The sequence below is a fragment of the Ramlibacter lithotrophicus genome (genome assembly GCF_012184415.1).
In the GTDB taxonomy this organism is placed as follows: Bacteria; Pseudomonadota; Gammaproteobacteria; order Burkholderiales; family Burkholderiaceae_C; genus Ramlibacter; species Ramlibacter lithotrophicus.
This window is the reverse complement of the sequence record NZ_VTOX01000001.1, coordinates 561,434-588,141: the sequence shown is the minus strand read 5'-3', so window position 1 is coordinate 588,141 and position 26,708 is coordinate 561,434. Positions and strand designations below refer to the sequence as shown.

The following is a 26,708-nucleotide window of genomic DNA, read 5'->3' as shown; positions in this document are numbered from 1 at the left end:
TAGGAGACTGAAATGAGAACCGACGTTCAAACGCACTCTACACAAACGTTCCGCGACCTGTCGGCACAGGAACTGCTGGCCGTCGGGGGCGGCCTTTACATCGTTGACGACGGCAGCTCAGCAGGAGGCGGCGGGGCCTGGGATAGCGGCGCGGATTACGGGTGGACGGCAGACTCTGGCTTCGGCACGGGGTCGGGACCCGCAGACTACTCGAACACCATCACCGCCGTCATAGACGTCACGGTGAACAGCGCACTGGTCTTCGGCGGACCGTCGGGCGTCGCTGCTGGAATCACGTACTCTATCGTTGGAGGATACGTAATGGACTCGGCATCGACTAGTCCCAACGGGATGATCTCAGACATTTACGCCCCGTGAGCTTGCTAGCGCGAAAGGTCTTTTGTTCCCTGGCTGCCTGGGCTTGTCTGGCGGCCGGGGAAGGTCAGGCCCAGTCCAAGGCGCAGGCACCAGAGCCATTACACATTCCTGTATGGGAGGCGAGGAAAGGGTTGGTCCGCATATCGCTCATAGGCGAACTGCATCACAACCCGCTGGGAGTCACCAAGCTTCCGGATGGGCTTATCTACCGTTTGCGCGAAAGCGACGCGATTGGCTTTGAAGTGCGGCCCGCCGATGTCGGTCGCTTTACAGGCATTGACCGCCAGGGTCGGTTGATCAGTCGACGAATCCGACCGCAGCTGTGGCAAAGAATAGTCGTTGAAACTGGCCCCAAGGGGCAGGGCGGAATTGCACTGGATTTGAGAAAGGTCGACCGTCTGAGTCCCCCGTGGGTTGGCGCGCACATTGAAGGTGTTGCTCGGCAAAAATACCTTGGGTGGCGGGATAGTCAGCGGATGCAGCTTGCCGCTGGGTCGCCCGGCTGGGCCGGACTCATAGCGCTTGAGGCCCGCACTAAGCCGACGCTTTCCCTAGACACGCTCGCCGGCCTGGACCGGATCTGGGACCAGTGCGATAGCGAGGGAAGGACTGAGGAGTTGCTGGACCTTTCCCTTACGGCATGGTCGGACCAAGCGTTCCGCTCGCACATGGTTGAGGAGCTTCCACGCGCAGTCGCCAGGGGCCAGCCGGATGAGGTCGTTTCGATCATGGGTAAACATCGCCTTTCGTCCCTTTTGCTGGCTTGTACCGTCACGCCAAGAAATCAGCTTTGGATCGAACGGATTCGACAGCACGCGCGCCTGTTCTTCCGACCCCTGTATGTTGTTGGCGCGGGTCACCTCGGGGGAAGCTCGGGCTTGCTGGCCCTGCTGCGCAAGGACGGGTACATCGTTCGCCGCGTCTATACGGAGAGCGTCGAGACACGCAGTTCGAAACCTGGTTGAGCACCGAGTGCCGCCGTTCGAACGCGCATAGCACTGCTAAGGCGATCTGCTGGTGAACTCCGCCGATACGGTGAGTACGTATCGCCACTTCGGCACTTCAGGTGGCTAGCCTTTACCAGTGGTCAGCCGGCGAATCGCCAAAGGAGCCGAACCAGGGCCGTCACGCCGAGGGCCATGAGAATGCTTACCCACAGTCTGCCCTGCGACTCATTTTCGAGATGATGGAGGACCCGCGAGGGACCGAGCCAGAATCCCGCACCTGCGGCAAGCAGGCAAAAGAAGCCGGTGACGGTGAACAACCGGCGAAGCGTCTGTGGCGATAGATCCGCGCCGGCCAGCACAGATGCGATGGGCGCGACCGCAGCGAGAAGGGCAATCGTGCCGGCGCACGCAAAAGCGCAGACGATACGTGAAGCCAGCGACGGTGGTGTGGGTGGATGAACCATCTCTCGTCTCCTCGCATGTTGAACGCACTTGTGCAGTCGATCTAGTCCATCATCCTGAGGAGGTATCTGCCAAGCAGCACGATCACCATGGCGACAAGAACGTTGCGCCAACGGAACGGCGCTTCTTCGTCCAGCTGTCTTAGCGATCGCTCTGGGCCCAGCGCGAAACCGTTGAGAAAGGCGGCGAGTCCAACAACGGCACCGAACGTCGTCACCCGCCGCCAATACGACGGATGCGAAGCGGCACCGGCCAAGCCGCTCGCTGCGACCACCAGTACCCAGGCCGCCATCGTGGCCGCCACCCATGCGAGGCCGCACAGCAGTGGGCGGCGTGGGCGGCGTGGGCGGCGTGGGCCGCTGTTCCATGTTGAACGGTAGAAAAAGGTATGCGATAACCGGGCTTCAATGAGCCGTAAAGTATACGTAGCGATCAACAAGGCGGCAAGCGAGCTCCTCGATGTCGCCGCGCATCACCTCCGAGCCGCCTCATGTCCGTTTCCATTGCCACGCTTGAGTTGCGCCGGTAAGGTGCGGCCATGCAGCTGGATGCGATCAGTTTCGTGTGGGGCGGCTTCTTCGCGGCCGTCGTGCTGCTGGTCGTGGGCGGGCTTGCCGTGTTCGCGCAGTCGCATCACCGGGTCGCGCTGCAGTCGGTAGTGACGGCGCTGCTGACGGCGCTGTTCGTCGTGAGCTATCTGGGGTGGCTGCCGGGCAGCGACCGGTTCGAGCAGCTGCGGCTCGTCTCGGTGGCCGGCATCGTCACCGCGATCATGCTGGGCCTGCTGCTGCTGGTCGACCTGGGCTTGCTGCGCGAGCGCGCCACCCGCGCCATCGTCCTGCGTGCCACGGCGCTGGTGACGGCAGCCGCCGTTTCGCTGAGCTGGCTGGTGAGTCCGCGCCAGGCCGTGACGCTCGCCAGCCTGATCGCCGCCGGCGTCGCCCTGGTCTCCCTGGTCGTCAGCGTCCGCAGCGCCTTGCGCGGCGACGACGTGGCGTGGATCGCGGCCTCGTCGCTCGTGTTCGCCCTGACCCTGGTCGCCGGCGCGACGCTGATCGCCCTTGACCGCGCCGGCGTGCCCTGGCCGGTGCACGCCATCAGCGCGGTGGCCGGGATCGGCTTCCTCACGGCCGTCGGCGCGATGCTGTGGCTGCGATATTCCTTCCTGATCGAGATGCGCGAAGTGCTGGCCCAGGGGCCACGCTACGACCCGATCACGCGCATGCGCTCCAGCCACGCCGTCGCGCAGATGGCCGTGCAGGCGTTCGGGCGGCATCGCGAACCGGATCGTCCGGTCGTGCTCATCGCCGTCTCGATCGGCAACCTGTATGCGCTCGAGAACCTGCACGGCCGCGCGGCGCTGAACCACGCCCTGTTCGTGTGCGCCAGCCGGCTGCGCCGCTGCGCGCCGGCCGACATGGACATGGGCCGCCTGGCCGACGACGCCTTCCTCCTAGTGTCGCGCAACGCCCGCGACGCCGAGCGGCTGATGCAGCTCGGGCGGCGGCTCGCGAAGCAACTGACCCGGCCCGTGACGCTGCACACCACGCCTTCCGCCGAAGCGCCCGGCGACGAGGGGACGGAATGGGCCGCGCAGGTCGGGGTGGGGCTGCTGGCCACCAGCGCCCGCTCGCAGCCGTCGGCCATGGTCTCCAAGGTGCGGGACATGTCGCGCACCGCGTGGAGCTTCGACAGCCGCGTCGCCTGGCTGGACCAGGGGTCGGATTCGATCGCCGAACTGCCGGTGCTGGACTCGGCGCGCTGACGCCTGGAGGACGTTGCACCGATGCCACTCGCATGGACCGGCGCGCCGGCTCGGCGGTAAGCTGCGCACTTCGCGCCGGCGCCGCCGGCCCCCGCACCTCACCCTTTCACATGCCGTCTCCGACTACGTCCAGCGCCACCTACCAGAACGTCCCGGCATCCCTGGACCCGAACGTCAATGCCCTCCTGGCGGGAGTGAAGTGGGACGCGGGGCCGGCAAGCACGGGCGCGGCGCTGACTTACAGCTTCCCGTGGATCAACGGCGCTGCGGCGACGTTCGCCGGCTACAACGGCGCGCCGTATTCCGACCTGGGCGAGAACACGGCCGCCACGCGCTACGGCCTGAACCTGGAGCAGCAGGCGGGCGCGCGCGGCGCGCTCGCGCAGTGGTCGGCGGTCGCCAACCTGACGTTCCAGGAGGTGGCCGACACCGCCACCAACGTGGGTGACGTCCGCTTTGCCTGGACTTCCGCTTCGTCCGACGGCGGCATCGGCGCCGGGGTGTGGGGATGGGCGACCTATCCGAACGCCTGGTGGCCGGCCGCTGGCGATGTGTGGATCAGCACCTTGGGGTCCGGCACCGATGCGGACCAGGGTTGGGCGGCCGGCTCGGGCAACTTCAGCAGCCTGCTGCACGAGATCGGCCATGCCGTCGGCCTGAAGCATCCGTTCGAGGATGCCAGCAGGCTTCCCGCGGCTTTGGACAGCACGCAGTACTCGGTGATGTCCTATACGGAAGGGCCGAACAGCCTGTTCGTGCGGGTGACGCACGAGGGAACTCGATCCGCTGGGACTCGTTCCACGTGCAGCCCGACACGCCGATGCTGCTGGACATCGCCGCGGCGCAATACCTCTATGGCGCCAACATGTCGTACCGCACCGGCGACGACGTCTACACGTTCGATCCGTCGGTGCCGTTCATGCGCACGCTCTGGGACGCCGGCGGCAGCGACACGATCTCCATCGACAACTTCACGCGCGGCAGCGTGATCGACCTGCGCGCTGGCAGCTTTTCGAGCATCTCGATTCCTTCGGACTCTGGCGCCGGCTTCAACTGGTCGTCGCCTCCGCCGGCAGCGACCTACGACGGAACCAACAACCTCGCCATCGCCTACGGCGCCGTGATCGAGAACGCGATCGGCGGCGCCGGCGATGACCACCTGGTCGGCAACGACGCGGCCAATCGATTGCAGGGCGGCGGCGGCAACGACAGGCTGGACGGCGGCGGCGGGATCGACATCGCCGCGTACTCCGGCGCTCGCGCCGGATTCACGGTCGCGGCGAGCGCGAGCGGCTTCACGGTCACTGACCGCTCGGGCTCGCAGGGAGCCGACACCCTCGGCGGCGTGGAGCGGATCCGCTTCGGCGACGCCGGCCTGGCGCTCGACCTGGCTGCCAACGCCGGGACGGTCGCCCGGACCCTGGGAGCGGTATTCGGCAAGGATGCCGTGAAGGACCCGCTGTACGTGGCCATCGGATTGAGCTACGCCGACCTGGGCCTGAGCGCGTCGCAGCTGGTGCAGTTCGCGATCGATGTCCGGCTGGGATCGGGCGCGGCCAGCCACGAGGCCGTGGTCGACCTGCTCTATACGAACGTGATCGGCCATGCACCGACCGCTGCCGAGGCGGCACCCTACCTGTCGATGCTGCAGTCAGGCGCGGCCACCGCCGCCAGCCTGGGCGTGCTGGCGTCCGAGACGGCGTACAACCTGGCCAACATCCAGTTCACGGGCCTGGCCCAGGCCGGCCTCGCGTACGCCTGAGTCGGTCGCGCGCCGCAACTCGGCGAGCGGCAGTCCGCAGTACGGCAAGCACTGTCGCGCAAGGGACGAGCCCGCCCCGGGTTTCCGCGCATTCCAAGCCGGCGCCCGAACGAACAAGATCGCATGCCAACCCGGCTGTTCGCGGCTCGATACCGCGCCTCGCGGCGCACAGGAGACAAGACATGGCAGCACGATCCCCCCGTTTCTCTTCGGCCTGGCAGTCGGTGCGCAGCCGAACGGCGCTGGCGGCGGCCGCCGCGCTGTGCGTGGCCGGCGCGGCCCAGGCGCAGGAAACGTTCAAGGTCGGCATCGTCAGTTTTCTCTCGGGCCAGGCGGCCGAGAGCTTCGGCATTCCGGCCGTCAACGGCGCCAAGGTGGTGATCGACGCCTTCAACAAGGGCAGCGCGCCGGCGCCATACAACAAGGTCGGCTTCGGCGGCATGAAGATCGAGCCGATCTATGTCGACGAGAACGGCGGCGCCACCAAGCAGGTGCAGGAACTGCGCAACCTGTACGACCGCGACAAGGTCGACGCGGTGGTCGGCTACGTGGGCTCGGGCGACTGCCTGGCGGTCGCGCCGGTGGCCGAGGAGATGAAGAAGTTCCTGGTCCTGTACGACTGCGGCACGCCGCGGATCTTCGAGGACAACAAGCTCAACTACGTGTTCCGCACCGCCTCGCACGCCGCCATGGACAACGTGGCGCTGGCGCGCTACCTCAAGGCCAAGAACGTGAAGGCCGCGTCCTTCAACATGATCAACCAGGACTACGCCTGGGGCCAGGATTCGCGCAAGGACTTCATGGGGTCGATGGAAAAGCTGTTCCCGGGCGCCAGGGCCGGCGAGGACCTGCTGCCCAAGTTCGGCGCCGGCCAGTACGGCACCGAGATCTCGGCGCTGATGTCCAAGGGCGCCGACGTCACCCACAGCAGCCTGTGGGGCGGCGACCTGCAGGCCTTCATCCTGCAGGCCGGCCCGCGCGGCCTGTTCAAGCGCACCCAGGTCGTGCTGTCCGCCGGCGACCACGTGCTGCCGGGACTGGGCGACAAGATGCCCGACGGCACCATCCTCGGTGCGCGCGGCGCCTACGGACTGATGTCGCCGAAGTCGCCGCTCAACGACTGGTGGTGGGACCTCTACAGCAAGGCCTACAACGTCTATCCGGTGCAGGCACCGTATCGCATGGTGCAGTCGCTGCTGGGCCTGAAGCTGGCCGTCGAAAAGGCGATGGCCGCCAACGGCGGCAAGAAGCCGACGCCGGAGCAGCTCGCCGCGGCGCTGCGCGGGTCGGAGTGGGACTCGCCGGCCGGGCGCATCCGCATGGCCCTGGGCAACGGCCACCAGGCGGTGCAGGACACGGCCATCGGCAAGACCAGGTACGACGCGGCCAGGAAGATGGTCATGCTGGACGACATCGTGCGGTTCCCGGCCGACTGCGTGAATCCGCCGCCGAACATGAAGTCGGAAGAGTGGATCAAGGCCGGCTTCCCGGGAGCGAAGGGCTGCCCCTGATCGCTGCGAGAGCGGCGCCGCCAGGCGGGGCCGGGCGCCGCTGCGCCCGCCAGGGCGGCGCCGAAGCTGACGAAGCACCCCAAGGGAGCCCCTTATCAACGAGCTGATCACCATCCTCGTCGACGGCCTGACCTATGCGTCCTGGCTGTTCATCGTGTCCCTGGGCCTGACGCTGGTCTTCGGCGTCCTCAAGATCCTCAACATCGCCCACGGCAGCTTCTACGCGCTGGGCGCGTACGCCGCCGCCAGCTTCGTCGGCTGGGCGGCGGCGATGAAATGGGCGCCGGCCTTTTCGATCGTGGCCATGCTGCTGGCCGCGGTGGCCGTCGCCGCCGTGGTGGCGCCGCTCACCGAGCGGGCGCTGCTGCGGTTCTTCTATGGGCGCGACGAGGTGCTGCTGGTGCTGGTGACCTACGCCATGTTCCTGATCATGGAAGACGTCACCAAGCTGGTCTGGGGCGCCAATCCGTACTACGTCTCCGAGCCCTACGGCCTGTTCGGCAACGTGCACCTGGGCCAGCAGACCTACGTCGGCTACGACTTCGTGCTGGTGGGCCTGGCCGTCGCCGTCGGCTTGCTGGTGTGGTGGGGGCTGAACCGCACCCGCCAGGGCAAGATCGTGCTGGCCGTGATCCACAGCGCCGAGGTGGCTTCCAGCATGGGCGTCAACGTGTCGCGCGTGTACATGCTGGCATTCTCGATCGGCATCTTCCTGGCCGCGATCGGCGGCGCCTTCACCGCCCCGATGATCTCGGTGCAGCCGGGCGTATCGGTCGGCGTGATCATCGTCTCGTTCGCGGTGGTGATCATCGGCGGCCTCGGCAGCATTCCAGGCGCCGCCGTCGGTGCCCTCATCGTGGGCCTGGCCCGTTCGCTGGCGGTGCACACGGCGCCGGTGGCCGAGCTGTTTTCCATCTACATCGTGATGGCCATCGTGCTGATGTTCAGGCCCGAGGGCCTGTTCCAGCGCACCCAGGCGCGGAAGATCTGAGCATGTCCGCAGTCCCGGCATCGTCGCTGCCAGTCGCCGCCGCGGCCCGCGGTCCCTCGGTCGGCCGCGTGCTGGCGCTGGGCGCCGCCTGCGCTGTCGCGCTGTCAGTGGGCGGGCTGTTCATGCCCAAGTGGCTCACCTTCCTGATCACCATGGCCGCCGCCAACGGCCTGGTGTCGCTGGGCATCGTGGTGCTGATGCGCGGCGGGGTGGTGCCGTTCGGCCAGGGCATGGTGTTCGCGGTGGGCGGCTACACGGCCGCGCTGGCCTTCAACAAGCTCGGCGTGACGGACGCGCTGGTGCTCGCGGTGTCGGGCGGCGTGCTCGCGACGCTGGTCGCCGCGCCCTTCGCGCCGCTGCTGTCGCGCTACCGCGGCATCTTCTTCGCGATGCTGACGCTGGCACTGTCGATGGTGACGTATGGCCTGCTGATGAAGCTGGACGTGCTGGGCGGCTCCGACGGCTTCAACATCGGCCGCCCGACGCTGTTCGGCCAGGCGCTGCCGGACGCGCGGGTCGGCTACATCATCTACGTGCTGACGGTGCTGCTCGCCACCGTGATGGCGCTGCTGGCTCGCGTCTATTTCGACAGCACGCGCGGGCTGATCACGCTGGCCGTGCGCGAGAACGAGCTGCGGGTCGAGTACCTCGGCGGCTCGGTCCGGCAGGCGATGGCGATCAACTTCGTGCTGGCGGCATTCAGCGGCGGCGTGGGCGGCGCGCTGGCGGTGCTGGCGCTGGGCCACATCGACCCGAACTTCAGCTACTGGACCACCTCGGGCGAGTTCGTGTTCGTCGCCATCCTGGCCGGCTGGCACAGCATCGCCGCCGTGTTCGTGGCCAGCACGGTGCTGGAAGTGGTTCGCTCGTTCTCGAGCTCCTACTTTCCCAACACCTGGCAGCTGGCGCTGGGCCTGTTCCTGCTGTTCGTGATCCGCTTCCTGCCCGGGGGCATCGGCTCGCTGTGGACCAGGGAGCGCACGCGATGACGCCGATCCTCGACGCCCAGGGCGTGGGCCGGCGCTTCGGCGCGGTGGTAGCCGCCTCGGACATCAACATCCGGGTCGAGCCGGGGGAACGGGTCAGCCTGATCGGCAGCAACGGCGCCGGCAAGACCACCTTCGTCAACATGATCACCGGCTACGTCAAGCCGGACACGGGCCGCATCGTGCTGGACGGCACCGACATCGCGGCGCTGCATCCTCGCGCCATCAGCCAGCTCGGCGTGGCCCGCTCGTTCCAGATCCCGCAGCTCTATGGCGACCTGACGGCGCTGGACAACATGCTGGTCGCCAATGCCTGCCACGACCGGCGGCTCAGCTTCTGGCAGCGGGCGCGCCGGCCCGCGGCGATTGACCGCGCCCGCGGGCTGCTCGATCGCTTCGGCCTGCTCGAACACCAGCAGCGCCGCGTTGCCGAACTGCCCGGCGGCGTGCGAAAGCTGCTCGACATCGCGATGGCCCTGACCGGCCAGCCCAAGCTGCTGCTGCTCGACGAGCCCACCAGCGGCGTCTCGGCCGAGGAAAAGTTTCCGATGATGGACACGATCATGGGCGTGCTGGGCCAGGAGCGCGGCACCACGGTGGTGTTCGTCGAGCACGACATGGACATCGTGGAACGGCACGCCAGCCGGGTGATCGCCTTCTACAGCGGCCGGGTGATCGCCGACGACGTGCCCGCGGCCGCCCTGCGGGCCGACGACGTGCGCCGCTACGTCACCGGCGAGCTGCTGCGCGAGGAGGTGGCCGATGCTCAAGGTTGAAGGCCTGCACGTGGCGATCCAGTCGGTCGCCGTGCTGCGCGGCCTGTCGCTGTCGGTCCAGAGCGGCTCGATGACCGGGCTGGTCGGCCGCAACGGGGCGGGCAAGACCACGTTGCTGCGCACCATCATGGGTCACCTGCCGGCGAGCCAGGGACGCATCACCTTCGACGGCCAGGACCTCGGCAGCCTGCCCAGCCATGCGCGCGCGGCCCTGGGCATCGGCTTCATGCCCGAGGACCGCGGCCTGGTGCCGGAGCTCACGGTGGAAGAGAACATCCTGGTGCCGGTCTGGGTGAACAGGAAGCTGCGCGAGTCGGAACGGCTCGCGCTGGTCTACCAGGTGCTGCCGGAACTGGCCGACATGCGTTCGCGCCGCGCCTTGCTGCTGTCGGGTGGCCAGCAGAAGATGGTGGCGCTGGCACGCGCCATGGCGGCCGGCACGCGGCTGCTGCTGCTGGACGAGCCGTTCGAGGGCGTCGCGCCGGCGCTCTCGCGGCGCCTGGCCGAGGTCATCGCGGCCCTCAAGGGCAGCGACGTGTCGGTGCTGATCGCGCAGAGCGACCTGAATCACTCGCGCAAGCTGGTGGACGCCGAGTTCGTGATCGAGCGCGGCGCCAACGTCGAGCGCGCGCCGGCGTAGTGTCCTGTTTCCGCAGGAGCCGCCGATGAACCACTGGCAGGAATACCCGGTACCGACGATGCGGCGCGAAGCGCTGTTCGGTGACCGCATCGTGCGCTGCTTCGCTGGCCGGCCGCCCAGCTTCCACGCCATGTTCGAGGCCTCCGCGGCGAGGGCGCCCGATGCCGAAGCCGTCGTCTGCGGCGACCGGCGCTGGACCTATGCGCAGTGCGAGGGCGTGGCAGCGCGGCTGGCCGTGGGACTGTCCGCCCGCGGCATCGGGGCCGGCGACCGCGTCGTCATGTTCATCGGCAACCGCGCCGAGTTCCTGTTCACGCTGCTGGCGCTGCAGCGCCTGGGCGCGATCGCCGTCCCGGTCGGCACCAGGGAGCAGCGGCCGGGGCTCGCGCACATCGCGCGCCAATGCGGCGCGGCAGGAATCGTCGCCGACGCGGCGCTGGCCGATCGCGTGCCCGAGGCCGCCGAAGCGCCGGCGCTGAGGCTGCGGGTCAGCATCGGAGCCGTGCCCACTGCCGGCTGGCTGGCATGGGACGAGCTCCCGGGCGCGGCCGACGAGGTCAGTCCGCCGCACCAGGGCGCCGAGACCGACGTCGCGGTGATCCTCTACACGTCCGGCACGACCGGCAACCCCAAAGGCGCGATGCTCACGCACCTGAACATCGTGCATTCGGCGATGCATTTCGAGGCGTGCATGAAGCTGGGGGCTGCCGATCGCTCGGCCCTGGCCGTGCCGGCCAGCCACGTGACGGGGCTGATCGCCGTCATCGCGAGCATGTGGCGAGCGGGCGGCGCCACCGTCGTCGTTGCGGAGTTCAAGGCCGAGAGCTTCATCGCGCTGCTCCAGCGCGAGCGGATCACCCACACGTTGATGGTGCCGGCCATGTACAACCTGTGCCTGCGCCATCCTGCGTTCGCCGACGCGCGGCTGCCGCAGTGGCGCATCGGCGGCTACGGCGGCGCGCCGATGCCGCTCGCCAGCATCGAGGAGATCGCGCGTCGCGTGCCGGGCCTGACGCTGCTGAACGCCTACGGCGCGACCGAGACCACGTCGCCCACCACCATGATGCCGATGGGCGACACCGCGGCCCATCTGGCCAGTGTCGGCGTCGTCCTGCCCGCGGCCGACGTGCTGGTCATGGACGAGCAGGGCGTCGAGCTCCCGCGCGGCGAAACGGGGGAGCTGTGGATCGCCGGGCCGATGGTCGTGCCCGGTTACTGGGACAACCCGCAGGCCACCGCGGCGTCGTTCACGGCCGGCTACTGGCACTCGGGCGACCTCGGCTGGATCGACGCGGGCGGCTATGTCCACGTGGGCGACCGCAAGAAGGACATGATCAACCGCGGCGGCTACAAGATCTTCTCGATCGAAGTCGAGAACGTGCTGATGTCGTGGCCCGGCGTGCTGGAGGCGGCGGTGATCGCCCGCCCGTGCCCGGTGCTCGGCGAGCGGGTGCACGCGGTGCTGCACGCTCCAGGCGTGGCGCCGGACGAGGGCGCGCTGCGCGCGCATTGCGCCGCGCAGCTCGCGGACTACAAGGTGCCGGAGACGTTCACCTGGTCGGACACGCCGCTGCCGCGCAACGCGAACGGCAAGCTGATGAAGCGGGTGCTGCGCGACGCGCTGGCCACCCAGGGCTGATCCTCAGCGGCGCTCGTACTGCGCCTTGCCGAACAGGATCTCCTTTTCCTTCTCGTCGCGGATCGGCTTGCGCAGTTCGGCCATCACCTTGACCCCGCGCTGCACGGCGGGGCGCTCGGCGATCCGCTCGAACCAGGCCTTCAGGTGCGGATAGTCCGCCAGCACGATGCCCTGGTTCTCCCAGCTGCGCAGCCAGGGGAAGGTGGCGATGTCGGCGATCGAGTACTCGCGCCCGCCCAGCCACGGGCTTTGCGACAGGCGCTTGTCGATCACGCCGTACAGCCGTTTCGCCTCGTTGGTGTAGCGGTTGATCGCGTATTCGATCTTCTCCGGTGCATAGATCCGGAAGTGGTGCGCCTGCCCCAGCATCGGCCCGACCCCGCCCATCTGGAACATCAGCCATTGCAGCACCTCGTACTTCTCGCGGTCGCCGGCCGGCAGGAAGCGGCCGGTCTTGCCCGCGAGATAGACCAGGATGGCACCTGATTCGAACAGCGAGATCGGCCGGCCGCCGGGTCCGTCGGGATCGGTGATCGCCGGGATCTTGTTGTTGGGGCTGATTGCCAGGAACTCCGGCCTGAACTGGTCGCCGGCGCCGATGTTGACGGGGATCGCGCGGTACGCGAGCCCGCATTCCTCCAGCATGATGTGGACCTTGTGTCCGTTGGGCGTGGGCCAGGAAAAGACGTCGATCATCGGATGGTGTCCTCGTCGTTGTTTGAATCAATAATGCCACTTTTGCCAGGCACGGAGGACGCCATGTTCGACCGGATCAGGAAGGCCTTGGCCAGGACCGCGCCGTCGGCGGCGGCCCGCGCGGCCCGCGCGCGCGCATCCGAGGCGGCCGACGCGCCGGTGTCGGAGTGGGCGTCTACGCACGGGATGTCGTTCGCGGCCGATGGCGCCGGCGGCGCCAGGCTGGAAGGCGAGGTGTTGGGCCGGCGCTGGCGCCTGGAACGCGGCAAGCCCACGCGCGACTACGTAGTGGGCGAGGAACTGCGGGCCCGGGCCGATCTCGCGCTGCCGGAAGACGTGGCCGCGATGGTGATGAACCGTTCGCTCAAGGAAGCCCTGGAAAGCAAGGCCTTCGAACAGTCGACCGACCAGGTGCGGACCGGGATCGACGGCAGCCTCCCGCAGGAAGTGCGCTGGCTCGCGATGTTCGACGAGTTCGCCTGGGAAGGGCCGCCGGCCGCCTTCTGGGACCGTTACGCGGTCGTGGCCGAACGGCGCGAAACGGCGCTGGCGTGGGTCAACGCGGCGCTCGCGCGGCAATTGCTGGACTGGCCGGCGCCCGGCCCGTCGTCGCAAGTGCCGTTCACGCTGCTGCTGCTGCGCGGCCGCGCCTACCTGCGGATGGAATACCGGCCGGCGAACCTGCCCACGCTGCAGCACGCCGCGCTGGTCTTCACCAGCGCCTGCGAGTCCGCGCTGCGCACGCCGGTCGACGTCGCGCTCGAATAGGCCGCGGCGATTGCGGCCCGTCGGCCGCGCCCCTCAGCGCGCCGGCATCCCGTACTTGCCCAGCTCCCACTTCGCGATGGCGGCGCGGTGCACCTCGTCCGGGCCGTCGGCGAAACGCAGCGTGCGGGCGTGGGCGTAGGCGTTGGCCAGCGGAAAGTCGCCGCTGACGCCGCCGCCGCCGTGGGCCTGCATCGCCCAGTCGATCACCTGGCAGGCCATGTTCGGCGCCACCACCTTGATCATGGCGATGTCGGTCTTGGCGACCTTGTTGCCCGCCGTGTCCATCAGCCACGCGGCGCGCAGCGTCAGCAGGCGCGCCATGTCGATCTTGCAGCGGGCTTCGGCGATGCGCTCCTGCGTCACGCCCTGCAGCGCGACCGGCTTGCCGAACGCGACGCGCGACAGCGAACGGCGGCACATCAGCTCCAGCGCGCGCTCGGCCACGCCGATCAGGCGCATGCAGTGGTGGATGCGTCCGGGGCCGAGGCGGCCCTGCGCGATCTCGAAGCCGCGGCCTTCGCCGAGCAGGATGTTGTCGGCCGGCACGCGCACGTTCTCGAAGTACATCTCGGCGTGGCCGTGCGGCGCGTCGTCGTAGCCGAACACCGTCAGCGGGCGCACGATGCGCAGGCCGGGCGTGTCGGCGGGAACGATGATCATGCTCTGCTGCGAGTGCTTGGGCGCGTCCGGGTCCGTCTTGCCCATGGTGATGAAGACGGCGCAGCGCGGATCGGCCGCGCCCGAGGTCCACCACTTGTGGCCATTGATCACGTAATGGTCGCCGTCGCGCTTGATGCTGGTGCAGATGTTGGTGGCGTCCGACGAGGCCACTTCAGGCTCGGTCATGGCGAAGGCCGAGCGGATCTCGCCTTCGAGCAGGGGCTTGAGCCAGCGCGCCTTGATCTCATCGGAACCGTAGCGGGCGATCGTCTCCATGTTGCCGGTGTCGGGGGCCGAGCAGTTGAAGACCTCGCTGGCCCATGGCACGCGGCCCATGATCTCGGCCAGCGGCGCGTACTCGAGGTTGGTGAGGCCTGCGCCTTCGTAGCCGGAGTGCTTCGCGCTGTCGACCGGCAGGAACAGGTTCCACAGGCCGGCCGGCCGCGCCTTGCGCTTGAGTTCCTCGATGACCGGGATCGGCGTCCAGCGCTTGCCGGCTTCGGTATTCGCCTGCAGCTGCTGGGCGACCACCGGCTCGTTCGGGTAGATGTGGTCGTCCATGAACTTCAGCAGCCTGGCCTGAAGTTCGCGGGTCTTGGCGGAGTACTCGAATTCCATTGCTTGTCCTTGGTGTCAACGAAAGAGGTCAGGCGCGTTGCGCGAATTGCCAGGCCAGTTCGGCCATCGGCCGCGCGCTGGCGCCCGAGCTGACCGCATCGGCGCTGGCGGCGGTACCGTCCACCACGCGCCTGGCGATCCCCTGCAGGATCGCGGCGATGCGGAACATGTTGTAGGCCATGTAGAAGTTCCAGTCGGCCTTGAGCGCCGCCACCGTCGTGAGGCCGGTGCGCTCGCAGTAGCGGCGGATGTACTCGTCCTGGGCCGGGATGCCCAGCGCCCCCAGGTCCAGGCCGCCGATGCCGCGGAACGATCCGTGCGGGATGTTCCACGACATGCAGTGGTAGCTGAAGTCCGCCAGCGGATGGCCCAGCGTAGAGAGTTCCCAGTCCAGCACGGCGATGATGCGCGGCTCGGTGGCATGGAACATCAGGTTGTCGAGGCGATAGTCGCCATGCACGACCGACACGAGGCTGTCGTCGCGCGCGGCCGGCGGGATGTGCACCGGGAGCCACTCGATCAGGCGGTCCATCTCCGGGATCGGATCGGTGATGGAGGCCTGGTACTGGCGGCTCCAGCGGCCGATCTGGCGCTCCAGGTAGTTGCCCGGCTTGCCGTAGTTCGCAAGCCCGCGCTCGGCGAACCTGACGGTGTGCAGCGCCGCGATGACGCGGTTCATCTCGTCGTAGATCTCGCCGCGCTGGGTCGCCGTCATGCCGGGCAGCGCCTGGTCCCACAGCACTCGGCCGTCCATGTACTCCATGACGTAGAAGGCGCGGCCGATGACGGCCTCGTCGTCGCACAGGCAGTACATGCGCGGGACCGGCACGCCGGTGCCGGCGAGGCCGCTCATCACCGCGAATTCGCGCTCGATGGCATGCGCAGACGGCAGCAGCTTCGCGACCGGCCCGGGCTTGGCGCGCATGACGTAGTGACGCTGCGGCGTCACCAGCTTGTAGGTCGGGTTGGACTGGCCGCCCTTGAACATCTCGACCGACAGCGGCCCGGCGAAGCCTTCCAGGTGACGCGACAGCCAGCCGGCGAGGGCGGCCGTGTCGAAGGCATGGGCCCCGGCCACCGGTTTGGTACCCACGAAGTGGTCGAAGGAACTGCTCATGCCGCGGTCAGTTGTCGGTCTCGATGATGCGCATCAGTGCTTCGCGGTTGCGCACCACCAGCCCACCCGGCTCGATGCGGATCACGTTGTCCCGCTCCATCGCCTTGAGTTCCTGGTTGACGCGCTGCCGCGACGCGCCCAGCAGCTGGGCCAGTTCTTCCTGCGCCAGCTGCAGGCCGATGCGCACTTCCTGGCCGTCCTGCAGTGACGGCACGCCGTAGCTGCGGACCAGGTGAGTCAGCTGCTTGGCCAGCCGCGAGCGCAGCGGCAAGGTGTTGAGGTCCTCCACCAGGCCGAACAATTGGCGGATGCGCCGCGCGTGCAGCCGCAACAGCGCTTCGTACAGTTCCACGTGCTGGCCGAGGATCTTGCGCAGGTCGCCGCGCGCCACGCACAACATGGTGGTGTCGCCATGGGCATACGCATCGTGCGTGCGCCGGTCCCCGTCGAAGATCGCCACGTCGCCGAACCAGATGCCCGGCTCCACATACGTGAGCGTCACCTGCTTGCCGGTGATCGACGTCGAGCTCACGCGCACCGCGCCCCTGGCGCAGGCGATCCACTCCTCCGGCGGATCGCCGCGGGCGGCGATCAGGTCGCCGTCCTTGTAACGTTTGACGTAGGCACATCGGAGGATGTCGTGGCGCAGGGAAGGGGACAGTGACGAAAACCAGCGACCGGAGTTGATCGCCTCGCGTTCGTCGATGGTAAGAATCGGGTCATCCATGATCTGTCGTTTCAGTGACTGCGCGCGCCGCCATTGTCGCGTGAGCGACGGCCGTGCTCAATCGGGTTGGCCCCGGGGGGCGTGCTACTCGTAGCGCGGCGGCTGCCTGGCGAGGAAGGCTTCGATGCCGATGCCGCCGTTGGGGTGGTGCAGGTTGCGCACGAACTGGTCGCGTTCGCTCGCGAGCTGGCGCGTCAGCGTGGCCGCCGGCGCATCGTTGATGAGTTCCTTGATGCTGGCCAGCACGTTGGGCGCTCGCTCGTTGAGCTTGCCGGCGATCTCCAGGGCAGCCGCGAGCGCACCGCCGTGCGGCACCACGCGGTTCACGACGCCCAGCTCGTGCAGGCGCCGGGCCGGCAGGCGCTCTCCGGCCATCAGCAGTTCGGTTGCCAGTTGCCGCGGCACGGCGTGCGCGAGGCTCCAGGTGGCGCCGCCGTCCGGCGACAGTCCCACGCTGCTGTACGCCATCGCGAACACCGCGTCCTCGGCCGCCACGATGAGGTCGCAGGCGAGCGCGAGCGAGAAGCCGGCGCCGGCGGCGGCGCCCTCGACCGCGGCAATCACCGGCTTGGGAAAGGTGCGGATCGCCTCGACCCAGCTGTGCATCGCCTCGATGCTCTGGGCCTGCACCTCGGGCGGGCGCTGCCGGTTGGCCAGCAGCCGCTGCAGGTTGCCGCCGGCCGAAAACCATGGCCCTTCGCCGGTGATCACGACACTGCGCACTTCGGCGCTGCGGTCGGCCGCGTTGAGGGCTTCCACGCCGGCGGCGTAGACCTCCGGGCCCATCGCGTTGCGGTGTTCCGGGTTGCTCAGGGTCAGCACCATGGTGCGGCCGTGGGTCGTGCTCTTGAGTTCTGCGGGCATGGCGGCGTCACGAGGCGGCTCGGGCCGGCCTCGTCCTCTCGTTGGGGTTCAGGATTCCTCGTGCAGCAGCGACAGGCCGATCGCGCCGCGCCGGCGCAGCCACGGGCTGGGACGGTAACGCGGGTCGCCGTAGACGGTCTGCAGGTTGAACAGTACTTCCAGCACGTTGGCCGGGCCCCAGCGGTCGCCCATCGCCAGCGGGCCGAGCGGGTAACCGAGCCCCAGCGTCACGGCCGTCTCCAGGTCCTTCGGGCTGCAGATGCGCTGCTGGCAGATGTCGGCGGCGATGTTCACGATCGCCGCGACCACGCGCTGCGTCACGAAGCCGCCCGAATCGCGGATCACGCTCACCGCCTTGCCGTCGCGCGCGAACAGTGCGTGCGCCGCATCGCGCATGTCGCTGCGGGTGGCCGGATTGGTGGCGAGCACGCGGCGTTTCGTCGCACTGTCCTCCACCAGCATGTCGATGCCGATGGTCCGCGCCGGGTCCAGCCGTTCCACCACGGCCACCGTCGTCACGTCGAAGCCGAGCGGGGCGACCAGGGTCAGCGCCTGCAGCGAAGGCGACTGGCCGGTCTCGATCTTCGCGCCGAGGTCCTTGAGCAGCTGGTACAGCTCGGAGCGGCGCGCCGCGCGCGTCGAGACCCACACCGGCGGCAGTTCGGCCACGGTGGGCACCGGCGCCTCCGCCGGCACCTGCGCCTTGCCATCCACGTAGCGGTAGAACCCTTCGCCCGCCTTGCGCCCGATGACGCCGCCGGCGGCGCGCTGGGCCGCGATGACGCTGGGGCGGTAGCGCGGCTCCTCGAAGTACTGGTGGTAGATCGACTCCATCACCGGATGCGAGACGTCCAGCCCGGTGAGGTCCAGCAGCTCGAACGGGCCCAGCTTGAAGCCGACCTGGTCCTTCAGGATGCGGTCCACGGTCGCGAAATCGGCGACCCCTTCGCCCACGATCCGCAGCGCCTCGGTGCCGTAGGCCCGGCCGGCGTGGTTGACGATGAAGCCCGGCGTGTCCTGCGCCCGGACCGGCGTGTGCCCCATCGCCCGCGTGTAGCGCATGAGGGCGTCGGCGACGGCCGGATCGGTCTTGAGGCCGGCCACGACCTCCACCACCTTCATCAGCGGCACCGGGTTGAAGAAGTGGTAGCCCGCAACCTGCTGCGGCCGCTGCAGTCCGGCGGCAATCGCCGTCACCGACAGCGACGAGGTATTGGTGGCCAGCACGGCCTGCGGCTGGACGATGCGCTCCACCTCGGCGAAGAACGTCTTCTTGACGTCGAGCCGCTCGACGATGGCCTCGATCACGAGGCCGCAGCCGGCAAAGCCGGCCAGCCCGTCGACCAGCTGCAGTCGCTCCTTGTTCGCGGCCGCTGCTGCTGCGTCCAGGCGGCCCTTGTCGACCATGCGGTCCCACTGGCTGCAGATCTCGTCGCGCGCACGGCTCGCGGCGGCCGCCTGCGTGTCGTACAGCTTCACGGTGCTGCCGGCCTGCACGCACATCTGGGCAATGCCGCGGCCCATGGCCCCGGCGCCGGCGACGCCCACGGTGTCGAAGGGAAGACTCATGCGCGGATTATCCCGGAGCCGCCGTCCCTGCCCGCGCGCTGGCCTCCTGCAGCCGCGATGCCCACGCGCTGCCAGCGGCCGCCAGCAGCAAGGTGGCGAAGCCGACCCAGTGCAGCGTGTCCATGTTCCCGGTGTTCACGATCAGCCAGCCGCCGCCGGCCGCACCCATCGCCTGGCCGGCGTACATCGCGGAGCTGTTGAGGGCGATGGAGCCGGCGGCGAGTCCGGGCGCGATGCCGACCAGCCGCGCCTGCTGGGCCGAATTGGTCGCGAAGCAGCCCAGCGCCCAGGGAACGATGACGATGGCGGCCAGCACGATGCTGGTGCCCAATGGCCAAACGGCGAAGCTCACCGCCATCGAAGCGATGCCGAGCAGCACGGCGCGGTCGGCGCCGATGCGGTCGACGTGCCGCGACATCAGCATGTTGCCGAGAAAGCCGAAGGCGCCGAACCAGGCCAGGATCAGGCCCAGCTCGCCCGCGGTGACGCCGAGCTTCTGCCGGAAGTACGGGGCCAGGTACGAGGACAGCACGAACTGGCCGGCCGCATACAGGACGGTGACGCCCACGGACATCATCAGCGGCGCCGAGCCGAGCGTCGCCGACCAGGCGGCGCGCGAGAGCGCGGGTGGCCTGACGCCGTCGGGCATGGCGCGCCAGACCCAGGCTGCGCCGGCCAGGCTCAAAACGCCGACCAGGACGAACGCGCTCGCCCAGCCGAAGGTACCGCCGACGAACGCGCCCAGCGGCATCCCGAGCACCGAGGCGATCGACCAGCCGAGAAAGACGAAGGTGATCCCGCGCCCGCGCTGCTCGGCCGGCACCAGCAGCCCGATGCAGGCCGCGGCTTGCGGCGTGAAGACGGCGGGCGCGATCATCGCCAGCACGCGCAAGGGCAGCAGCGCCGCGAAGCTCGGCGCCAGGCTGCAAGCCAGGTGCAGCACGCCGTACCAGACCAGCGACAGCGCCAGCAGGCGCCGGCGGTCCCACCCGGCGACCACCGCCGCCAGCAGCGGCGCGCTGACGCACATGAGGAGCGCGCCGGCCGCGATCAGCTGGCCCGCGGTCGGCACCGGAATGCGCAGGCCCACGGCGATCTCGCTCAGCACGCCACCCACGATCATCACGCCGGTGGCGATCACGAAGTTGCCGAAGAGCAGGGCCCACAGCACCGGCGGCAGCGGGGGCGGCCGGGCGGTCTCCGAGGAGGTCGTGGGGGCGAGCGGCAAGTCGATGCGGGCGGAAGACGGGAGCGCCAGTGTCGCACCGGTACGGGCCGCGCCGCATCCGTGTCAGCCCTGCCGCAGCGCCCGCGCGTGTCGCGGCCGAGACGGGGAACGGCCTAGCGCCGCACCTGCAGCGCCGCGGGATTCACGATGTTGGTCGGCGTGCCCTTGAGGAAATTCACCACGTTGTCGAACGCGGCGCCGAAATACATCTCGTAGTTGTCCAGTTCCACGTAGCCGATGTGCGGCGTGCAGATGCAGTTCTCCAGCCGCAGCAGCGCGTGGCCCTGCAGGATCGGCTCGCTCTCGAAGACGTCGACCGCCGCCATGCCGGGGCGGCCGCGGTTCAGCGCCGCGATCAGCGCGTCGTGCTCGATCAGCTCGGCACGCGACGTGTTGACCAGCAGCGACGTCGGCTTCATGCGGCTCAGGTCCTCCAGCCGGACGATGCCGGTGGTCTCGTCCGACAGGCGCAGGTGCAGCGACAGCACGTCGCTGTCGACGAACAGGTCTTCGGGGCCGTTCACCACCTGCATGCCGTCGGCCAGCGCCTTCTCGCGCGACGACTGGCTGCCCCACACCAGCACCTGCATGCCGAACGCCTTGCCGTATCCGGCCACCAGCTGGCCGATCTTGCCGTAGCCCCACACGCCCAGCGTGCGGCCGCGCAGCACCATGCCCAGCCCGAAGTTCGGCGGCATCGACGCGGACTTCATCCCCGACTGCTGCCAGCCGCCGTGCTTGAGCGTGCTGATGTACTGGGGCAGCCGCCGCATGGCCGCCATGATCAGGGCCCACGTCAGCTCCGCGGCCGCCACCGGCGAGCCGACGCCTTCGGCCACCGCGATGCCGCGCTCGGTGCAGGCCTGCACGTCGACATGGGCGCCGACCCGGCCGGTCTGGGCGATCAGCCGCAGGCGCGGCAGTTTTTCGAGGAGCTGGCGCGTGATGTGGGTGCGTTCACGGATCAGGACGATGACGTCGGCGTCGCGCAGCCGCACCGACAGCTGGCCGATGCCCTTGACGGTGTTGGTGTAGACCTTGGCCGGATACGCTTCGAGCTTGGCGGCGCACTTGAGCTTGCGCACCGCATCCTGGTAATCGTCGAGGATCACGATGTTCATGCCCTTGATTGTGCCTTGGCGGTGCACGTTTCCCGGGGCACGGGCGGCGCGCGCGGCGCGGCGCGGCTACGATCCGCGCTTTCGTTCGGTTACCAGAGGAGTTCTCCATGACGATGTCGATGTCCGCCGCGAGCCTGCCGGTGTTCCAGTCCATGCTCGGCAACCTGGCGCATATCCTGTCCAGGGCGGCGGCCCATGCGGAGGCGAAGAAGTTCGACCCCACGGTGCTGCTGCAGTACCGGCTGGCGCCAGACATGCTGCCGTTCACGCGGCAGATCCTGATCGCCTGCGATGCGGCCAAGAACGGCGTCGCGCGGATCTCCGGCGTGGAGGCGCCGCGCTTCGAGGACAACGAGGCGAGCTTCCCCGAGCTGCAGCAGCGCATCCGCAAGACGCTGGATTACCTCGCGACGGTCCCGGCAAGCGCCCTCGATGGCACGGAGGACAAGGAGATCACGTTCCCGGCCGGCCGCGACAAGACCCGCACCATGAAGGCCGAGGCCTACCTGAAGCAGTGGGCGCTGCCGAACTTCTTCTTCCATATCACGATGGCCTACGCGATCCTGCGCCACAACGGCGTGGAATTGGGCAAGTCGGACTATCTGCTGGGCGGCACCGCCTCCTGAGCGCCGGGCGCCGGCGCCGCCCGCCGGCCACTTTTCAACCGGCGGCCGTCTCCAGCGCGGCCAGGCGTTCGAGCTCGGCGCACACATCGGCCATGCGGCCGGAGATCACCATCCGGCCGGCGCCTGCGGCCGCCTGCGGCCCTTCGAACACCCGCACCACGCGCAGGCGCGCCGTTCGCGGCGCGTGGCCGGGCGCAGCCCGGTGCACGGCCGGCCTCGTGCGAACCACGTGCGCGGCTGGCGCCTGGCAGCGGACGGGAGCGGGGGCGGCAGGCCGGACCATCCAGCGGGCGAGCCGCTGCAGGGGCGCAAACAGGACGGCGGCGGCGAAAAGAGGGGTTCCCATGCGAATCTCCTTGGATTTCAGAGGTTTGACACAGGCGAGATTCGACGAGGACAGCGGCCGCGCAGGGTGATGGCCCGAGGCCATACGCCCGCCACCTGCGCGGCGCGTGTTGGCTGCTACATGAGCATGGTGTTGCGGATCAGGCCGACGGCGAGGCCCTCGATCTCGAACGGCTCGCCGGGCTCGACGATGATGGTCGGGTAGTCGGGGTTCTCGGCGTGCAGTTCGATCAGGTGCTTGTTGCGGCGGAAGCGCTTGACGGTGACGTCGTCGCCCAGCCGCGCCACGATGATCTGGCCGTTCTTGGCTTCCCTGGTGGCCTGCACGGCGAGCAGGTCGCCGTCCATGATGCCGGCGTCGCGCATCGACATCCCGCGCACCTTCAGCAGGTAGTCGGGGCGGCGCTGGAACAGGCTGCTCTCGACGTAATAGGTCTGGTCCACGTGTTCCTGCGCCAGGATCGGGGAGCCGGCCGCCACCCGCCCGATCAGCGGCAGGGCGAGCTGCGCGAGGTTCTGCAGCGGCAGCGAGAACTGGCGGTTGCGCGACTCGTTGATGGAGCGCAGCGCATCGCCGCGCAGCCGGATGCCGCGCGAGGTGCCGCTCACCAGCTCGATCACGCCCTTGCGGGCGAGGGCCTGCAGGTGCTCCTCGGCCGCGTTGGCGGACTTGAACCCCAGTTCCGCGGCGATTTCGGCACGGGTCGGCGGCGCGCCGGTGCGCGCGATGGCGCTCTGAATGAGGTCCAGAATCTGCTGCTGGCGGGCGGTGAGCTTTGGCGTGTCGAGCATGCGAGCCTCCACTGGGTTGATATCCAGTACCTGTATTTTTGAACAGTTTTCGAAAGTGTGCAAGTGACTCAGCGAAAAATCGTCGTTCTCGGCACCGGTGGCACCTTGGCCGGGACGGCCGCCGATCCGGCGGACAACCTCGGCTACCGGGCGGGCGAGCTGCCGATCGCGGCCGTCCTGGCGTCCGTCCCGGCGCTGCGCGGCCTGCCACTGGAATCCGAGGAGATCGCCCGGATCGACAGCAAGGACATGAGCTTCGCGGTCTGGCGCGCGCTCGCCCGCCGCTGCAGCGAACTGCTCGCGCGCCCGGACGTGGCCGGCATCGTCATCGGCCATGGCACCGACACGCTGGAGGAGACCGCGTTCTTCCTGCAGTCGGTGCTGGCACCGGCGAAGCCGGTGGCCGTCACCTGCGCCATGCGGCCGGCCACCGCCATCGCGCCCGACGGGCCGCAGAATCTGGTCGACGCGGTCGCGGTGGCGCTCACGCCCGGCGCCTGCGGCGTCGTCGCCGTCTGCGCCGGCGCCGTGCACGCGGCGCAGGACGTCGCCAAGCAGCACACGTACCGCCTGGACGCCTTCACGTCCGGCGATGCCGGTCCGCTCGGCTACGTGGAGGAGCGTGCGGTGCGGCTGGTGCGTCCCTGGCCCGCCGGCGCGGCGCCGGCCGGCTCGCTGGAGCGCGTGCTCGGCGCCGCCAGGTGGCCGCGGGTCGAGATCGTCATGAGCCACGCGGGCGCCGATGGCACCTTGGTCGACGCGCTCGCCGCGCAAGGCGTCCACGGCCTGGTGGTGGCCGCGACCGGCAACGGTTCGGTCCATGCCGACCTGGAAGCCGCGCTGGTGCGGGCACAGGCGAGTGGCGTGAAGGTGGTGCGCGCGAGCCGTTGCGCGCAAGGGCGGGTGCAGGACACGCCGCACGACCGGCTGCCGCACGCGGGCGGGCTGTCGCCGGTCAAGGCCAGGATCGCGCTGCTGCTCGAACTGCTGGCCTGAAGCCCGGCCGAAGCGCCCGTCAGGAGGCGAGCGCCTCCATGACCCGCGCCGTGATTTCCTCCACCGTGCCGGTGCCGCTGATCGCGCGGTACCTGGGCGCGTTGGCTGGATCGCTCTTGGCCCAGGCCGAGTAGTAGTCCACCAGCGGCCGGGTCTGGTCGGCGTAGACCTGCAGCCGCTTGATCACGGTTTCTTCCTTGTCGTCCTCGCGCTGCACCAGCGGCTCGCCGGTCACGTCGTCGACGCCCGGCGTTTTCGGCGGGTTGAACTTGACGTGGTAGGTGCGGCCCGAGGCCGGATGCGAGCGGCGGCCGCTCATGCGCTCGATGATCGCCGACGGGGGCACGTCGATCTCCAGCACGTAATCGAGCTGCACGCCGGCGTTGCGCATGGCCTCGGCCTGCGGAATCGTGCGCGGGAAGCCGTCGAAGAGGAAGCCGCGGGCGCAATCGGGCTGCGCGATCCGCTCGCGCACGAGGCCGATGATGATGTCGTCGCTCACCAGGGCGCCCGAATCCATGACCTTCTTGGCGGCCAGCCCCAGCGGCGTGCCGGCCTTGACGGCGGCGCGCAGCATGTCGCCGGTGGAAATCTGGGGGATGCCGTACTTCTGGCAGATGAAGGTGGCCTGCGTGCCTTTGCCGGCGCCGGGCGCACCCAGCAAGATGAGTCTCATGGTGTCCTCTGAGGTTTGCTTCGCTTTTTTTCTCGGCACGTGGGCCGGCGAGCGCCAGCCCCCCTGCGCATCGCGCACAGGATAGCACGGGGCCTCGCGCGCCTTACCGGCCGTGCTGCTCGAACAGGGCCCGCACTCGCTCCAGGTCCTGCGGCGTGTCGACGCCCGGACCCGGCGCGCGCACAGCGACGTGGACGGCGATGCGGTGCCCGTGCCACATGGCGCGCAATTGCTCCAGCGCCTCCGTGACCTCGATGGCCGCCGGCGTGAGATGGGGGAAGGCCCGCACGAAGCGCGCGCGGTAGGCGTAGATGCCGACGTGGCGCAACGCGGGGGAGGGCGGCAGCGCCCGGACGCCGTTGGCGAATCCGTCGCGCCACCACGGGATGGGCGCGCGGCTGAAGTACATGGCCAGGCCCTGCGCGTCGACCACCACCTTCACCACGTTGGGGCTCGCGAAGTCCGCGACGTCGGTGATCGGATGCGCCGCTGTGCTGATGCTCGCCTCGGACCGCAGCTCGAGCAGCCGCGCCACCGCATCGACCAGCGCCGGATCGATCAGCGGCTCGTCGCCCTGGACGTTGACGACGATTTCGTCGTCCGCGAGGCGCAGCAGCTCGCAGGCCTGCGCCAGGCGGTCGCTGCCGGTGGGATGGTCGGAGCGCGTCAGCACGGCCTCGACGCCGTGGGCGCGGCAGGCGTCGACGATGGAATTGCTGTCGGCCGCTACCACGACCCGCTCGGCCGCCGACTCCGCGGCTCGGCGCGCGACGCGCACGACCATGGGCAGGCCGGCGATGTCCGCCAGCGGCTTGCCGGGCAGCCGCGTCGACGCCAGCCGCGCCGGAATGAGGACGCAGAACCGCATCAGGCGAGCGGTGTGCGTTTGGGCAGCCGCTCCAGCTCCTCGTCGCCGAGGGTGCGCGCTTCTTCCTCGAGCATGACCGGAATGCCGTCGCGGATCGGGTAGGCCAGGCGCGCGCTGCGCGACACCAGTTCCTGCCGCTCGCGGTCGTAGTCCAGGTGGCCCTTGGTGACCGGGCACACCAGCAGCTCAAGAAGTTTCGGATCCATGGGGGAATGATAGCTTTGCGTCCAGCAGGCGGTCGAACGCCGGCCAGAACGCCGGCTCCAGTTCGACCAGCAGCGGCACGGCCCAGGCGTCCGGCCGCAGCCGCCACAGCTTGACGGCGTCCTTCTCGGTGCACACGAGTTCGCGCCGCTCGAGGCCCGCCGGCAGCGTGTCCAGGGCGGCGTGGTCCGGCAGGGCCAGGCAGCGGTCGAGCTGCAGGCCGCGCGAGCGCAGCATCGCGAAGAACGCCTCGGGCCGGCCGACGCCGGCCAGCGCGGTGAGCGGACGGCCGGCGAGGGCGGCCAGCGGCAGCTCGGCGCCGTCGCTGCGGCGCGCCGCCGGCGCCAGCTGGCGCTGGACCTCGAACCCGGGCACCGCGGCGCCGGCCGTTCGCACGACCATGTCGACGGGGCGCGGCCAGGGTTCCCGCAGCGGACCGGCCGGCAGCAGCCAGCCGTTGCCCGGGCCGCGGTCGTCGAAGACGCAGATCTCGACGTCACGGCGCAGGCGCGCGTGCTGCAAGCCGTCGTCGCTGACAATGACACGGCAGCCCGGATGCGCCGCCAGCAGCGCCCGCGCCGCTTCGATGCGCGAAGGCGCGACGAAGACCGGGGCGCGGGTGCTGCGCGCGATCAGCAGCGGCTCGTCGCCAGTCTCGGCCGGATCGGCGTCAGGGTGGACCTCGCGGCAATCGCGGCCCCGGCGCCCGTGGCCGCGCGAGATCACGCCCGGCTGGAGCCCGCGCGCCTGCAGGTGGCGCACGAGGGCGATCACGACCGGCGTCTTGCCCGCCCCGCCGGCGACCACGTTGCCGACCACGACGACCGGAACCGCGACGGCTTCGCTGCGCAGGAGCCCGCTGCGATAGGCCAGGTGCCGCGCGGCGGCGAGCGCGCCGAATACGAGCGAGACGGGCCACAGCAGCAACGCGAGCGGCCCGCGCTGCAGCCAGGCGCGCTGCAACGCGCCGGCCATG

General features: G+C 69.4%; 30 protein-coding genes. 14 read left to right on the top strand and 16 right to left on the bottom strand.

What is annotated here, in order from left to right; genetic code table 11:
* Positions 1-12: 12 nt before the first annotated feature.
* Together RAMLITH_RS02820 and RAMLITH_RS02815 are read left to right on the top strand one after the other, a co-directional pair.
* Positions 13-378 carry a hypothetical protein gene (locus RAMLITH_RS02820; protein WP_168105801.1) on the top strand — a complete coding sequence of 122 codons (366 nt, stop codon included), beginning with the start codon at positions 13-15 and terminating at the stop codon, positions 376-378.
* On the top strand, positions 375-1,343 hold the full coding sequence (locus RAMLITH_RS02815; protein WP_168105800.1) for a TraB/GumN family protein: 969 nt from the start codon (positions 375-377) through the stop codon (positions 1,341-1,343). The genes RAMLITH_RS02820 and RAMLITH_RS02815 overlap by 4 nt, the downstream gene beginning before the upstream one ends.
* Before the next feature lie 122 nt (positions 1,344-1,465).
* Here the strand turns inward: RAMLITH_RS02815 and RAMLITH_RS02810 are convergent, their stop codons facing one another.
* Together RAMLITH_RS02810 and RAMLITH_RS02805 are read right to left on the bottom strand one after the other, a co-directional pair.
* Positions 1,466-1,789, bottom strand: a complete 324-nt coding sequence (locus tag RAMLITH_RS02810) for a hypothetical protein (protein ID WP_168105799.1) — start codon at positions 1,787-1,789, stop codon at positions 1,466-1,468.
* Positions 1,790-1,830: 41 nt separating this feature from the next.
* Positions 1,831-2,079: a hypothetical protein gene (locus RAMLITH_RS02805; protein ID WP_168105798.1), complete on the bottom strand. Its 249-nt coding sequence runs from the start codon at positions 2,077-2,079 to the stop codon at positions 1,831-1,833.
* Positions 2,080-2,325: 246 nt separating this feature from the next.
* Here RAMLITH_RS02805 and RAMLITH_RS02800 point away from each other — a divergent pair, with 246 nt between their 5' ends.
* The 9 genes from RAMLITH_RS02800 (at position 2,326) to RAMLITH_RS02765 (ending at position 11,857) form a co-directional block, all read left to right on the top strand.
* Positions 2,326-3,552, top strand: coding sequence for a GGDEF domain-containing protein (locus RAMLITH_RS02800; RefSeq protein ID WP_168105797.1), 1,227 nt, complete (start codon positions 2,326-2,328; stop codon positions 3,550-3,552).
* 32 nt (positions 3,553-3,584) lie between these two features.
* A complete protein-coding gene (locus tag RAMLITH_RS25635) occupies positions 3,585-4,541 on the top strand; it encodes a matrixin family metalloprotease (protein ID WP_238343981.1) in 957 nt (318 codons plus the stop codon).
* Positions 4,472-5,314: a M10 family metallopeptidase C-terminal domain-containing protein gene (locus RAMLITH_RS02795; RefSeq protein ID WP_238344025.1), complete on the top strand. Its 843-nt coding sequence runs from the start codon at positions 4,472-4,474 to the stop codon at positions 5,312-5,314. Before RAMLITH_RS25635 ends, RAMLITH_RS02795 begins: the two co-directional genes overlap by 70 nt.
* 182 nt (positions 5,315-5,496) lie before the next feature.
* Positions 5,497-6,825: an ABC transporter substrate-binding protein gene (locus RAMLITH_RS02790; protein WP_168105795.1), complete on the top strand. Its 1,329-nt coding sequence runs from the start codon at positions 5,497-5,499 to the stop codon at positions 6,823-6,825.
* A 94-nt stretch (positions 6,826-6,919) separates the two neighbouring features.
* Complete coding sequence (locus RAMLITH_RS02785) at positions 6,920-7,816, top strand: ABC transporter permease subunit (RefSeq protein WP_168106427.1); 897 nt, start codon at positions 6,920-6,922, stop codon at positions 7,814-7,816.
* Between the two features lie 2 nt (positions 7,817-7,818).
* Positions 7,819-8,805 (top strand): branched-chain amino acid ABC transporter permease, encoded by a 987-nt coding sequence (locus RAMLITH_RS02780; protein WP_168105794.1) that lies wholly within the window; start codon positions 7,819-7,821, stop codon positions 8,803-8,805.
* Complete coding sequence (locus RAMLITH_RS02775; RefSeq protein WP_168105793.1) at positions 8,802-9,578, top strand: ABC transporter ATP-binding protein; 777 nt, start codon at positions 8,802-8,804, stop codon at positions 9,576-9,578. The genes RAMLITH_RS02780 and RAMLITH_RS02775 overlap by 4 nt, the downstream gene beginning before the upstream one ends.
* Complete coding sequence (locus RAMLITH_RS02770; protein ID WP_168105792.1) at positions 9,565-10,218, top strand: ABC transporter ATP-binding protein; 654 nt, start codon at positions 9,565-9,567, stop codon at positions 10,216-10,218. Before RAMLITH_RS02775 ends, RAMLITH_RS02770 begins: the two co-directional genes overlap by 14 nt.
* A gap of 25 nt (positions 10,219-10,243) precedes the next feature.
* The gene (locus RAMLITH_RS02765; protein WP_168105791.1) at positions 10,244-11,857 is read left to right on the top strand and encodes a class I adenylate-forming enzyme family protein; all 1,614 of its coding nucleotides are present in this window, start codon (positions 10,244-10,246) and stop codon (positions 11,855-11,857) included.
* 3 nt (positions 11,858-11,860) lie between these two features.
* Here the strand turns inward: RAMLITH_RS02765 and RAMLITH_RS02760 are convergent, their stop codons facing one another.
* A complete protein-coding gene (locus RAMLITH_RS02760; RefSeq protein WP_168105790.1) occupies positions 11,861-12,553 on the bottom strand; it encodes a glutathione binding-like protein in 693 nt (230 codons plus the stop codon).
* A 63-nt stretch (positions 12,554-12,616) separates the two neighbouring features.
* Between RAMLITH_RS02760 and RAMLITH_RS02755 the strand changes: the two genes are divergently transcribed.
* Positions 12,617-13,321 carry a hypothetical protein gene (locus RAMLITH_RS02755; protein ID WP_238343980.1) on the top strand — a complete coding sequence of 235 codons (705 nt, stop codon included), beginning with the start codon at positions 12,617-12,619 and terminating at the stop codon, positions 13,319-13,321.
* Between the two features lie 33 nt (positions 13,322-13,354).
* Here RAMLITH_RS02755 and RAMLITH_RS02750 read toward each other — a convergent pair whose 3' ends face one another.
* From RAMLITH_RS02750 to RAMLITH_RS02720, 7 genes are all read right to left on the bottom strand, one after another.
* Positions 13,355-14,599, bottom strand: a complete 1,245-nt coding sequence (locus tag RAMLITH_RS02750; protein ID WP_168105789.1) for an acyl-CoA dehydrogenase family protein — start codon at positions 14,597-14,599, stop codon at positions 13,355-13,357.
* 28 nt (positions 14,600-14,627) lie between these two features.
* Positions 14,628-15,716 carry a phosphotransferase gene (locus RAMLITH_RS02745; protein WP_168105788.1) on the bottom strand — a complete coding sequence of 363 codons (1,089 nt, stop codon included), beginning with the start codon at positions 15,714-15,716 and terminating at the stop codon, positions 14,628-14,630.
* Between the two features lie 7 nt (positions 15,717-15,723).
* Positions 15,724-16,443, bottom strand: a complete 720-nt coding sequence (locus RAMLITH_RS02740) for a Crp/Fnr family transcriptional regulator (RefSeq protein WP_168105787.1) — start codon at positions 16,441-16,443, stop codon at positions 15,724-15,726.
* 84 nt (positions 16,444-16,527) lie between these two features.
* The gene (locus RAMLITH_RS02735) at positions 16,528-17,307 is read right to left on the bottom strand and encodes an oxepin-CoA hydrolase, alternative type (protein ID WP_168105786.1); all 780 of its coding nucleotides are present in this window, start codon (positions 17,305-17,307) and stop codon (positions 16,528-16,530) included.
* 48 nt (positions 17,308-17,355) lie between these two features.
* A complete protein-coding gene (locus RAMLITH_RS02730) occupies positions 17,356-18,876 on the bottom strand; it encodes a 3-hydroxyacyl-CoA dehydrogenase (protein ID WP_168105785.1) in 1,521 nt (506 codons plus the stop codon).
* A gap of 7 nt (positions 18,877-18,883) precedes the next feature.
* A complete protein-coding gene (locus RAMLITH_RS02725) occupies positions 18,884-20,104 on the bottom strand; it encodes an MFS transporter (RefSeq protein WP_238343979.1) in 1,221 nt (406 codons plus the stop codon).
* Between the two features lie 113 nt (positions 20,105-20,217).
* Positions 20,218-21,225, bottom strand: a complete 1,008-nt coding sequence (locus RAMLITH_RS02720; RefSeq protein WP_168105784.1) for a D-2-hydroxyacid dehydrogenase family protein — start codon at positions 21,223-21,225, stop codon at positions 20,218-20,220.
* A 107-nt stretch (positions 21,226-21,332) separates the two neighbouring features.
* Between RAMLITH_RS02720 and RAMLITH_RS02715 the strand changes: the two genes are divergently transcribed.
* Positions 21,333-21,851: a DUF1993 domain-containing protein gene (locus RAMLITH_RS02715; protein WP_168105783.1), complete on the top strand. Its 519-nt coding sequence runs from the start codon at positions 21,333-21,335 to the stop codon at positions 21,849-21,851.
* A 34-nt stretch (positions 21,852-21,885) separates the two neighbouring features.
* On the opposite strand, the gene RAMLITH_RS02710 is transcribed toward RAMLITH_RS02715, so the two are convergent.
* Together RAMLITH_RS02710 and lexA are read right to left on the bottom strand one after the other, a co-directional pair.
* Positions 21,886-22,197 (bottom strand): hypothetical protein, encoded by a 312-nt coding sequence (locus tag RAMLITH_RS02710; protein ID WP_168105782.1) that lies wholly within the window; start codon positions 22,195-22,197, stop codon positions 21,886-21,888.
* 116 nt (positions 22,198-22,313) lie between these two features.
* The gene (gene lexA / locus RAMLITH_RS02705; protein ID WP_168105781.1) at positions 22,314-22,988 is read right to left on the bottom strand and encodes a transcriptional repressor LexA; all 675 of its coding nucleotides are present in this window, start codon (positions 22,986-22,988) and stop codon (positions 22,314-22,316) included.
* Positions 22,989-23,051: 63 nt separating this feature from the next.
* On the opposite strand from lexA, the gene RAMLITH_RS02700 reads away from it, so the two are divergent.
* Positions 23,052-23,984, top strand: coding sequence for an asparaginase domain-containing protein (locus tag RAMLITH_RS02700; RefSeq protein ID WP_168105780.1), 933 nt, complete (start codon positions 23,052-23,054; stop codon positions 23,982-23,984).
* Positions 23,985-24,003: 19 nt separating this feature from the next.
* Here the strand turns inward: RAMLITH_RS02700 and adk are convergent, their stop codons facing one another.
* From adk to lpxK, 4 genes are all read right to left on the bottom strand, one after another.
* Entirely contained in the window at positions 24,004-24,660 is a 657-nt protein-coding gene (gene adk, locus RAMLITH_RS02695; protein ID WP_168105779.1) for an adenylate kinase, read from the bottom strand.
* A gap of 103 nt (positions 24,661-24,763) precedes the next feature.
* Positions 24,764-25,528, bottom strand: coding sequence for a 3-deoxy-manno-octulosonate cytidylyltransferase (gene kdsB, locus RAMLITH_RS02690; RefSeq protein WP_168105778.1), 765 nt, complete (start codon positions 25,526-25,528; stop codon positions 24,764-24,766).
* Positions 25,528-25,734: a Trm112 family protein gene (locus RAMLITH_RS02685; protein ID WP_168105777.1), complete on the bottom strand. Its 207-nt coding sequence runs from the start codon at positions 25,732-25,734 to the stop codon at positions 25,528-25,530. The genes kdsB and RAMLITH_RS02685 overlap by 1 nt, the downstream gene beginning before the upstream one ends.
* The gene (lpxK, locus tag RAMLITH_RS02680; RefSeq protein ID WP_168105776.1) at positions 25,715-26,707 is read right to left on the bottom strand and encodes a tetraacyldisaccharide 4'-kinase; all 993 of its coding nucleotides are present in this window, start codon (positions 26,705-26,707) and stop codon (positions 25,715-25,717) included. Before lpxK ends, RAMLITH_RS02685 begins: the two co-directional genes overlap by 20 nt.
* Position 26,708: the final 1 nt, after the last annotated feature.

Coding starts and splice junctions, on each gene's coding strand:
- RAMLITH_RS02780 (WP_168105794.1), top strand. CDS start 7,819: ATGTCCGCAGTCCCGGCATCGTCGCTGCCAGTCGCCGCCGCGGCCCGC.
- RAMLITH_RS02750 (WP_168105789.1), bottom strand. CDS start 14,599: ATGGAATTCGAGTACTCCGCCAAGACCCGCGAACTTCAGGCCAGGCTG.
- RAMLITH_RS02735 (WP_168105786.1), bottom strand. CDS start 17,307: ATGCCCGCAGAACTCAAGAGCACGACCCACGGCCGCACCATGGTGCTG.
- RAMLITH_RS02790 (WP_168105795.1), top strand. CDS start 5,497: ATGGCAGCACGATCCCCCCGTTTCTCTTCGGCCTGGCAGTCGGTGCGC.
- RAMLITH_RS02745 (WP_168105788.1), bottom strand. CDS start 15,716: ATGAGCAGTTCCTTCGACCACTTCGTGGGTACCAAACCGGTGGCCGGG.
- lexA (WP_168105781.1), bottom strand. CDS start 22,988: ATGCTCGACACGCCAAAGCTCACCGCCCGCCAGCAGCAGATTCTGGAC.
- RAMLITH_RS02685 (WP_168105777.1), bottom strand. CDS start 25,734: ATGGATCCGAAACTTCTTGAGCTGCTGGTGTGCCCGGTCACCAAGGGC.
- RAMLITH_RS02715 (WP_168105783.1), top strand. CDS start 21,333: ATGACGATGTCGATGTCCGCCGCGAGCCTGCCGGTGTTCCAGTCCATG.
- adk (WP_168105779.1), bottom strand. CDS start 24,660: ATGAGACTCATCTTGCTGGGTGCGCCCGGCGCCGGCAAAGGCACGCAG.
- RAMLITH_RS02765 (WP_168105791.1), top strand. CDS start 10,244: ATGAACCACTGGCAGGAATACCCGGTACCGACGATGCGGCGCGAAGCG.
- RAMLITH_RS02710 (WP_168105782.1), bottom strand. CDS start 22,197: ATGGGAACCCCTCTTTTCGCCGCCGCCGTCCTGTTTGCGCCCCTGCAG.
- RAMLITH_RS02810 (WP_168105799.1), bottom strand. CDS start 1,789: ATGGTTCATCCACCCACACCACCGTCGCTGGCTTCACGTATCGTCTGC.
- RAMLITH_RS02770 (WP_168105792.1), top strand. CDS start 9,565: ATGCTCAAGGTTGAAGGCCTGCACGTGGCGATCCAGTCGGTCGCCGTG.
- kdsB (WP_168105778.1), bottom strand. CDS start 25,528: ATGCGGTTCTGCGTCCTCATTCCGGCGCGGCTGGCGTCGACGCGGCTG.
- RAMLITH_RS02730 (WP_168105785.1), bottom strand. CDS start 18,876: ATGAGTCTTCCCTTCGACACCGTGGGCGTCGCCGGCGCCGGGGCCATG.
- RAMLITH_RS02820 (WP_168105801.1), top strand. CDS start 13: ATGAGAACCGACGTTCAAACGCACTCTACACAAACGTTCCGCGACCTG.
- lpxK (WP_168105776.1), bottom strand. CDS start 26,707: ATGGCCGGCGCGTTGCAGCGCGCCTGGCTGCAGCGCGGGCCGCTCGCG.
- RAMLITH_RS02760 (WP_168105790.1), bottom strand. CDS start 12,553: ATGATCGACGTCTTTTCCTGGCCCACGCCCAACGGACACAAGGTCCAC.
- RAMLITH_RS02805 (WP_168105798.1), bottom strand. CDS start 2,079: ATGGCGGCCTGGGTACTGGTGGTCGCAGCGAGCGGCTTGGCCGGTGCC.
- RAMLITH_RS02720 (WP_168105784.1), bottom strand. CDS start 21,225: ATGAACATCGTGATCCTCGACGATTACCAGGATGCGGTGCGCAAGCTC.
- RAMLITH_RS02775 (WP_168105793.1), top strand. CDS start 8,802: ATGACGCCGATCCTCGACGCCCAGGGCGTGGGCCGGCGCTTCGGCGCG.
- RAMLITH_RS02755 (WP_238343980.1), top strand. CDS start 12,617: ATGTTCGACCGGATCAGGAAGGCCTTGGCCAGGACCGCGCCGTCGGCG.
- RAMLITH_RS02800 (WP_168105797.1), top strand. CDS start 2,326: ATGCAGCTGGATGCGATCAGTTTCGTGTGGGGCGGCTTCTTCGCGGCC.
- RAMLITH_RS02740 (WP_168105787.1), bottom strand. CDS start 16,443: ATGGATGACCCGATTCTTACCATCGACGAACGCGAGGCGATCAACTCC.
- RAMLITH_RS02795 (WP_238344025.1), top strand. CDS start 4,472: ATGCGCACGCTCTGGGACGCCGGCGGCAGCGACACGATCTCCATCGAC.
- RAMLITH_RS25635 (WP_238343981.1), top strand. CDS start 3,585: ATGGACCGGCGCGCCGGCTCGGCGGTAAGCTGCGCACTTCGCGCCGGC.